The organism is Rhodococcus sp. 7Tela_A2 (genome assembly GCF_049311045.1).
Classification (GTDB): domain Bacteria; phylum Actinomycetota; class Actinomycetes; order Mycobacteriales; family Mycobacteriaceae; genus Rhodococcus.
The window spans coordinates 1-9,679 of record NZ_JAXION010000141.1; the positions used below are offsets into that span (position 1 = coordinate 1).

Consider the following 9,679-nt stretch of genomic DNA (forward strand, 5'->3'; position numbering starts at 1 on the left):
CTTGCGGTGTTCGCTGCTGTCGCCACGCGCGAGGAGTGCGCGTCGTTGCGTGTGGTTCTTGTTGCGGGTGAAGCGTTCCCTGCGGCTTTGGCCGATCAATGCGCTGCCCTCGGGCTACCTCAGCTCCATAACCTCTACGGCCCGACCGAAGCGACAGTGCATGTCACGGCGTCGCCGGTCGACGGAGTCGGCACCGGTGCCGTCCCGATCGGGACACCTGTATGGAACACCGGGACCTACGTGCTGGACCAGCGACTCGTACCGGTACCGGTCGGAGTCGTGGGAGAGCTGTACCTCTCGGGTGCGCAGATCGCGAGGGGATACTTCGGGCGTACAGGAATGACGGCGGAGCGGTTCGTGGCGTCGCCGTTCGCTGCGGGTGAGCGCCTCTACCGCACCGGTGATCTTGTCCGGTGGAACAGTGACGGCGAACTGGAGTACATCGGTCGTACCGACTTCCAGGTGAAGTTGCGGGGTCTGCGGATCGAGCTCGGTGAGATCGAGGCGGCGCTGGCAGCGCACGAATCGATCACCCAGGCTGCGGTCGTGGTGTCGACCGCCGGTCTCGGGGACCAGCTCGTGGGATATGTGGTGCCCGTCGCGGGGGCCACGGTGGATCGTGACGAGTTGGCCGAGTTCGTCTCGGGGCTGTTGCCGGCGTACATGGTGCCGTCGGTGTTTGTGGTGCTCGACGAGTTCCCGTTGGGTTCGTCGGGCAAGCTGGACCGTAAGGCGTTGCCTTCCCCTGTCTTCGGAGATCGCGAATCCCGCGATCCCGCAACCGAATCCGAGATCGCGATCGCGAAGGTATGGGGCGAGGTCCTCGGAATCGATCGAGTCGGTGCGGAGGATTCGTTCTTCGCGCTCGGTGGCAACTCTCTGGTCGCTACCCGGGTGATCGCCCGAGTCAACGAGGCCCTCGGTTCTTCACTGGCGATCCGTGAATTGTTCGAGGAGCCCACCGTCGCCGGCCTCGCAGCGCGTATCGACGCGGGTCCCGTCGCATCCGGGAGGCCGGAACTCGTGGCGAGAACCCGCCCCGAACGGATTCCGCTGTCCCTTCCTCAGCAGCGAATATGGGTGCTGAACCAGCTCGACCCCACGTCCGGCTCCTACAACATCCCGCTCGGCATCCGGTTGCGTGGCGAACTCGATGTCGCGGGCCTGGGTGCGGCGGTGCGTGATGTCGTCGAACGTCACGAGGCACTGCGCACCGTGTACCCGCACGACGAACACGGCCCTCGGCAGCAGATCGTTCCGGCCACCACGGTGGAGGACCTGACGGTGGTGACCGCAGCCTCGGAGCAAGAGGCATTCGAGACCGTGGCGGAGGTCGCCGGGCGCGGATTCGACGTCACCACCGAGGTGCCTGTTCGAGGTCTTCTCGTAACGCTCGGTCCGGACGACCACGTGCTCGTGCTTGTCGTGCACCATATTTCGGCAGACGGTGCGTCGCTGCCCGCGCTGGCCCGCGACCTCATGGGCGCATACATCGCCAGGGCGGCAGGAACGGCCCCGGCCTTGCCTCCGCTCGAGGTGCAGTACGCCGACTTCGCGCTCTGGCAACAGGAGGTACTGGGCGACGCCGACGATCCCGACTCGCCCGCCGGGGTTCAACTGGCCTACTGGCGTGAGAGGCTCGCGGGCATACCGGATCTGCTCGACCTGCCCACCGATCGTCCGCGTCCCGCCCAGGCGAGCGGCCGGGGTGCAACCACGACGATCGAGGTGTCGGCGCAGACCCATGCCCGTCTCGACTCACTCGCCGGGTCGCGCCGGGCATCCCTGTTCATGGTGGTGCACGCCGCTCTCGCCGTCCTCCTCTCCCGGCTGAGCAACTCCCGCGATGTGGTCGTCGGTACCGCGGTGGCGGGCCGTGGCGCCCGAGCACTGGACGACGTGGTCGGCATGTTCGTCAACACGCTCGCGCTGCGCACGGACGTCGATCCGGCCACGGCCTTCGAGTCGCTGCTCGACGCAGTGCGATCCGGTGACCTCGAAGCGTTCACGCACGCGGACATTCCGTTCGAGCGTGTCGTCGACGAATTAGGGATCGCTCGGTCGTCCGCTCGTCATCCCGCGTTCCAGACCGTCCTGTCGTTCCAGAACCTCGAGCAGGCACGGATGGAACTGCCCGGTCTGACGGTCGACACGATCGGCACAGGGGAACTCGCGGCCAAGTTCGACCTGCAGGTCACCGTCGAACCTCACGACACCCCGGAGGGAACGCCGGCAGGCATGTCGGTAGCATTGACCTACGCGACCGATCTGTTCGACGAGGGCACCGTGGATGCGTTCGCCCGTCGTTTCGTGGCTCTCTTGGACAAGGTGGCTGCGGATCCCGCGGCGATCGTCGGAGACATCGAACTCCGCACGGAGGACGAGATCACAGCGGTGACAGGCAGCGCTCCGCGTCAGGACACCACGACGGTGCAGGACGCCGACGTCACCATCGCGCAGGAGTTGCGCGTCGCCGTCGAGTCCGATCCCGATGCGCCGGCAGTGGTGGTGGGCGACGTCGAGTCGACCTACGGCGAGGTCGAACAACGCTCGTCGCAGTGGGCTCGCTACCTGATCGCCCTCGGAGCCGGCCCGGGGGAGACGGTCTGCGTCGATCTGCCTGTAGGCATCGACTTGGTGATCGCTGCGTGGGCAGTGGTCAAGTCGGGTGCGGCACTGGCAGTCGGGTCGTCGGAGGCTGCCCGCTGGGTACTGACGACCACCGACCGCGACGTTCACGGCTCCGGCCGACGACTGGCTATGGACGCACCGGACCTGGTCTCGGAGGTGTCCGGCCTCTCGGCGCGGACGATTGCCTACACCGAGCGGACCGCCGTACCGAGTCTCGGGGATGCGGGGATCCGCTTCCCGGACACCGCGCTCTCCCAGGGAAGGGCGGTCGCGCTCCTCCGCAACGGTATCGTCGGCAAGGAGTTGACCTACGACGCAAGGATTCTCGTTGCCGGTCCGGACGCGAATCGGTGGGTGCTCCATGCCGTACTTGCTGCCGCCCTCGCGGGTGCCGTAGTGGTGATGGCGGACAACGCGTCCGATGTCGCCCATCTCGCGGAGGAAGAGTGGGTGACCCACGCGTTCGTGCCCCGCGATGCGGTGGATGCCCTGGCAACGTGCGCCGACCTCGAGACGGTGTTCGTGACCGACGGCGAAGACGTGAGCGCGCCGTCCGATGCGGCGTGGGTTCTCAGCCCGTCCAGAGATCCCTGGGCCACGGGTCGGTGAGGGACGCCATGGGAGCCGGGGCCGGCGGTCACTCGGGAGGACATGATTTGCACCCTGAACAGGAAGAACGCCAAATTTCCTTGTGTTGCGGGGGCTCTCGCGAGGTCATCCCAACGGGTGCGACCCACCAGTAGCCGTAACATGACCCCCGGCCCACGATGCTCTATTGGGCAGCTGACGACTGTCCGGTAACCAACGGGCGGCGACGGCCGAAACGGAGATATGAGGGAAGCGAGACCAGTGGTGAGTGAAGCCTCGCGCAAGGCCGGCATGCAGCAAGGGGACGGCGTCGCACGGGAAAACGTCGGCGAACCCGAGAGTGGACGGCCGCCAGTGTCCGAACGTGGACGGGAGCGTCGACGTCCCGCACGTCGGCGGGGTTCGCGCGCGATACTTCTGCCGCAGTTGCTTGGGACCGCGGTGGAACGTAACCCTTCTGCTCCCGCGGTGATGTTCGAGGATCGCTCGTGGACGTACGCGGAAATCGACGCCGACTCTTCGCGCCTCGCGCGAGCGTTGATCGACCGTGGACTCGGCCCCGAAGACATTGTCGCAATCTCGCTGGCCCGGTCGTTCGAGTCCGTGCTGGCCATCTGGGCGGTGGCGAAGACCGGTGCGGCCTTCGTTCCGGTAGATCCGAACTACCCTCCCGATCGCGTCGCGTACATGCTCGCGGATTCGGGTGCGGCGATCGGGCTTACGCTCGCGGCGACGGTGTCGTCGCTGCCGGACACCGTGGAGTGGCTCGCGCTCGACGACCCGCAATCGAGGGCCGAAGTGGAAGCGCTGTCGCCCGCTCCGGTGTCCTTCGACGAGCGCGTGAGTGTCCTGCGACCCGAGAACCCGGCGTACGTCATCTACACCTCGGGGTCCACGGGCCGCCCGAAGGGCGTTCCGGTGACGCACAGCGGTCTGTCCGACCTGGTACAAGAGATGGTGGACCGCTTCGGGGCCACTGCATCCTCCCGCACCCTTCACGTCGCCTCGCCCAGCTTCGACGCGTCGGTGCTCGAATGGCTGATGGCGATTTCCGTGAGTGCTGCCATGGTCGTCGCCCCGCCCGATGCGTTCGCCGGCGCCGAACTGACCGAGCTTCTTCGTCGTCACCGGGTGACCCACGCGCTGATTACGCCCGCGGTGTTGGCGTCGCTCGATTCCGAGGGACTCGACGGACTCGAAATGGTGGTGTCGGGCGGCGAGGCGTGCCCGCCGGATGTGGTGGAGCGGTGGGCACCGGGACGGCGGTTCCTCAACGCCTACGGGCCGACCGAAGCGACGATCATGACGCATTGCAGCGGTGCTCTCGAGCCGGGGAGGCCGGTGACCATCGGTACACCGGTGCGAAATCTGGGTGCGTACGTACTCGACAGCCGCCTGAATCCGGTCGCGCCCGGCGTTGCGGGTGAGCTGTATGTGTCGGGTCCCGCTCTTGCTCGTGGTTATCGGGGCAGACCGGGTCTGACAGCCGAACGTTTCGTTGCGGGTCCCGACGGAACGAGGCTCTACCGCACCGGTGATCTCGTCCGTGCGCCGCGTAGTGGCGACGACGAACTGATCTACCTGGGGCGCAACGATTTCCAAATCAAAATCCGCGGCCTTCGGGTCGAACTCGGTGAAATCGATGCCGCGCTTGCGACCTCCGATGGAGTCGATTTCGCGATCACTGTGGGCCGCGAGACGCCGGCGGGTGAGATGCGACTGGTGTCGTATGTGCATTCCGCGGGAGGTGTCGAGATCGATGCCGGAGAGATATCCGCAACGGTGTCGGAAATGCTTCCGGCGCACATGGTTCCGTCGGCGATCGTCGTGTTGGATGATGTGCCGTTGACGCCGTCGGGCAAAATCGATCGTGCGGCGTTGCCTGAGCCGGAGTCGGTTTCGGTGCAGTTTCGTCCACCCGCAACTGCGCTCGAGGTTGCCGTGGCGGAAGAGTTCGGCGCACTCCTCGGTGTCGAGTGCATCGGGCTCGATGACGACTTGTTCGCACTGGGTGGCAATTCACTCGTGGCGACCCGACTCGCCGCGCGCCTCGGTGAACGCCTCGGCACCCGCGTACCCGCGCGCCTGCTGTTCGAGCACTCCACGGTGGGAGAACTCGCGGCCCTGATCGAACCCCTCGCGGTAGGGAACGAGACCCCTCTCGTCGCGCAAACCCGTCCCGAGCTGGTGCCGTTGTCGCTGGCGCAGCAACGGATGTGGTTCCTCAACCGGTTGAATCCGGGGTCGGCGGCGAACAACATCCCGGTGGCGATCAGATTGTCGGGCTCGCTGGATGTCGACGCTTTGCAGGCGGCGGTGTCGGATGTGGTCGCGCGGCACGAGTCGTTGCGGACGGTGTATCCGGAGGTCGACGGGGTCGGTTTCCAGAAGGTGCTCGGTGCCGGCGATGCGGTCGTGGAGGTACGGGTCGAGGACGTGAGTGCCGACGATGCACCGGGGCGGGTCGTTGAGGCTGTGACTACCGGTTTCGATGTGACGCTCCAGGTTCCGGTGCGGGTGCGGTTGTTGCGGGTCGCGCCGCAGGAGCATCTGCTGGTGGTAGTGATTCATCATATTTCCGGTGACGGGTTCTCGATGGGGCCGTTGACCCGGGATGTGGTCACTGCGTATGCGGCGCGGGCCGCGGGCGCGGCCCCAGGGTGGTCGGCGCTCGAGGTGCAGTACGCGGATTACTCGTTGTGGCAGCGTGAGGTACTCGGCGACGAGTCGGACCCGGAGTCGTTGGCAGCCAAGCAGATCGCGTTCTGGAAACAGTCTTTGGACGGCCTTCCCGATCAGCTGGACCTTCCGACCGACCGGCCACGGCCGGCGGAACAGTCCTTTGCCGGCGACGACGTCGAGTTCGACATCGACGCAGATCTGCATCGTAAGCTGGTCGAGCTCGCACGAGCGCGGAACTCGACGTTGTTCATGGCGGTGCATGCGGCTTTCGCTGTGTTGCTCGCGCGTTTGTCGGGTACCGAGGACATCACGGTCGGCACGCCGATTGCGGGTAGGGGACGTCGCGAGCTCGACGATCTGATCGGTATGTTCGTCAACACTTTGGTTCTGCGTTCCCACGTGGATGTGAGCGGTTCGTTCGATGCTCTGCTCGAGCAGACACGCGAGCGGGATCTTCAGGCGTTCGCGCATGCCGATGTTCCGTTCGAGCGTCTCGTCGAGGTACTCAACCCTGAACGGTCCACCGCACGGCATCCGCTGTTCCAGGTGGGGTTGTCGTTCCAGAACTTGGCAGCGACGAGCCTGGAGCTGCCGGGTCTGACGGTGTCGGGGTTGGATGCGCAAGTGCAGACCTCGCAGTTCGACCTGCATCTGGTCGCCGCGGATCGTTACCACGAGGATGGGTCTCCGGCGGGGATCGGTAGCGTGTTGACGTTCGCGACGGATCTGTTCGACAGGTCGACGGTTGTGGGGATCGCGGAGCGGTTCGTGCGAGTGCTCGAGCAGATCGTCGCCGAGCCGGGGCTTCCGGTGGGAGATCTCGATATTCTCGGGGTCGAGGAGCGGAACCTGGTGCTGGAGGAGCACAACCGCACGAGCTGCCCGCTCGGGGCGCCGGTGACGTTGGTGGACTTGTTCGATACTCAGGTACGGCGTGATCCTGCGGCGACGGCGATTGTTTTCGAGGGCGTGTCGCTGTCCTATCAGGAGTTCGATGCTCGGGTGAACCGGCTTGCCCGTCATTTGATTTCGGTGGGGGTTGGGCCGGAATCGACTGTGGCGTTGGCGATGCGGCGGTCGGTGGAGCTGCTGGTGGGTATGTATGCGGTGGCCAAGGCCGGTGGTGCGTACGTGCCGCTGGATCCGGACCAGCCGGCCGAGCGTACGGGCTACATTGTGTCGGTGGCGGCTCCTGCGGTGGTGTTGACCACCGCGCGTGACGAGTTCGATGTTCCCGAGGACTTGGGTTCCGGGATCGTCGTCGTTCGGCTCGACACTGCGGACCTCGATGGGTACTCGGATTCGCCGGTCACGGATGTCGATCGGGTGGCGCCGTTGCGGCCGGAGAACACGGCGTATGTGATTTTCACGTCGGGTTCGACGGGGCGGCCGAAGGGTGTGGCGGTCTCTCATGCGGCGATTGTCAACCAGATGCTGTGGATGCGGGATGAATACGGTCTCGGTCCGGATGATGCGCTGTTGCTGAAGACGGCTGCGACGTTCGATCTGTCGGTGTGGGAGTTCTGGTCGGCGCTTGTATCCGGTGGTCGTGTTGTTGTTGCGGGGCCGGACGGTCATCGTGATCCGGCGTATCTCAACGATCTTGTCGCGTCGGAGGGTGTGACGACTTTGCATGTGGTGCCGTCGATGCTGTCTGCGTTGATGACGGACAGGGACGGTGTTCTGCCGTCTTCTCTGCGCCGGGTGCTCGCTATCGGTGAGGCGTTGCCTGCGTCTACAGCGCAGCGGTTCCTTGCCGGCAATGAGGCCCGGTTGGACAATCTTTACGGTCCGACCGAGGCTGCGGTGTCGGTTACCGATCACACTGTCGAGGTGTCCGATGTGGTGTCTGTGCCGATCGGGTCGCCGCAGTGGAATACCCGGTTGTATGTGCTCGATGCGCGTTTGCAGCCGGTGCCGGTGGGTGTTCCGGGTGAGTTGTATCTTGCGGGTGCGCAGCTTGCTCGTGGGTATTTCGCGCGGCCTGATCTGACGGCGGAGCGGTTTGTGGCGTCGCCGTGGGGTGATGGTGAGAGGTTGTACCGTACGGGTGATCTGGTGTCGTGGACGAGTGACGGCGAACTCGAGTATTTGGGTCGTACGGATTTCCAGGTGAAGGTTCGTGGTTTCCGGATCGAGCTCGGTGAGATCGAGTCGGCGCTGCGGCGGATGGATGGCATTCGTGATGTGGCTGTGGTTGCTCGTGGCAGCGAGCGTGTGGGTACCCGTGTGGTTGCGTATCTGGTGCCTGGGCCTGATGTGGTCCTCCATACCGGGGAGGTTGCATTCGAACTCGGCCGAAGTGTGCCGGCTTATATGGTGCCGTCGGCTTTTGTGGTGCTCGAGGGGTTGCCTCTCAACGCTAATGGCAAGCTGGATCGTAGGGCGTTGCCGGATCCGGTGTTCGAGGTCACGGAGTTCCGGGCTCCGGCTACCTCTGCCGAGCAGGTCGTGGCGTCGGTGTTTTCCGAGGTGCTCGGTGTCGAGCGGGTCGGGCTCGATGATGATTTCTTCGCTTTGGGTGGTAACTCGCTGATTGCGACCCAGGTGGTCGCGCGCCTGGGTGCGGCACTCGATACTCGGGTGCCGGTGCGCGTGCTGTTCGAGGCGTCCACCGTCGGGGAACTGGCGGTGCGGGTGGAGCAGGTGTCCGGTGGGGGTGTCGGGGTTCCGTTGGTTGCGCGGGTGCGTCCGGCACAGATTCCCCTGTCGTTGGCGCAGCAGCGGATGTGGTTCCTCAACCGGCTGGATCCAGAATCTGCGGTCAACAATATTCCGGTGGCGATCAGGTTGTCGGGCTCGTTGGATGTCGATGCGTTGCAGGCGGCGGTGTCGGATGTGGTCGCGCGACACGAGTCGTTGCGGACGGTGTATCCGGAGATCGACGGGGTCGGATTCCAAGAGGTCCTGCCCGCATCGGACTCGATCGTCGAGGTACGTCCGGAAACTGTCGCGGCCGACGAGGTCCCGGCACGTGTCACGGAGGTTGTGGCTGCCGGTTTCGATGTGACGCAGCAGGTTCCGATCAGGGTGCGCCTGCTGCGAATCACGCCGGAAGAGCATGTGCTGGTGGTCGTGGTCCATCACATCTCCGGCGACGGGTTCTCTATGGCGCCCCTGACCCGGGATGTGGTCGCCGCGTACGTGACACGGGTGGAGGGCAAGGAACCCGCTTGGGCCGAACTCGAGGTGCAGTACGCGGATTACACGTTGTGGCAGCGTGAGGTCCTCGGCGACGAGTCCGATCCGGAGTCGCTGCTTGCGCGGGAAACCGAGTTCTGGCGCAGTGCTTTGGCGGATCTGCCGGAGGAGTCGACGTTGCCTGGGGATCGGCCTCGTCCGGTGGTGTCGAGTTACCGGGGTGCCTCGCACGGATTCACGATCGATCGGCGCGTCCGTTCCGATCTAACTGATCTCGCACGCCGCAGTGGTGCAACGGAATTCATGGTCGTCCATGCTGCTCTAGCGGTGCTGCTGTCACGGTTGAGCGCCCAGTCCGATATTGGGATCGGGACGCCCGTCGCGGGTCGTGGTGAGGCTGCGCTCGATGATCTCGTGGGTATGTTCGTCAATACGTTGGTGTTGCGGACGTCGGTTGATGGTGGGGTGTCGTTCGGGGACTTCCTCGATGAGGTCCGCCGGGCGGATCTCGATGCGTTCGCGCATGCGGATGTGCCGTTCGAGCGGTTGGTGGAGGTGCTCGATCCTGCGCGTTCGCAGGCGCGTCATCCGCTGTTCCAGGTGATGCTGACTTTCCAGAATATGGCGGACGCGCATC

General features: G+C 65.2%; 2 protein-coding genes. Both read left to right on the forward strand.

What is annotated here, in order from left to right; all coding sequences use genetic code 11:
* Positions 1 to 3,240: condensation domain-containing protein (locus TVH25_RS19100; protein ID WP_422425217.1), on the forward strand; the 3,240-nt coding region annotated here is incomplete at its 5' end.
* A 270-nt stretch (positions 3,241 to 3,510) separates the two neighbouring features.
* The coding region (locus TVH25_RS19105; protein WP_422425218.1) for an amino acid adenylation domain-containing protein at positions 3,511 to 9,679 on the forward strand (6,169 nt) is incomplete at its 3' end.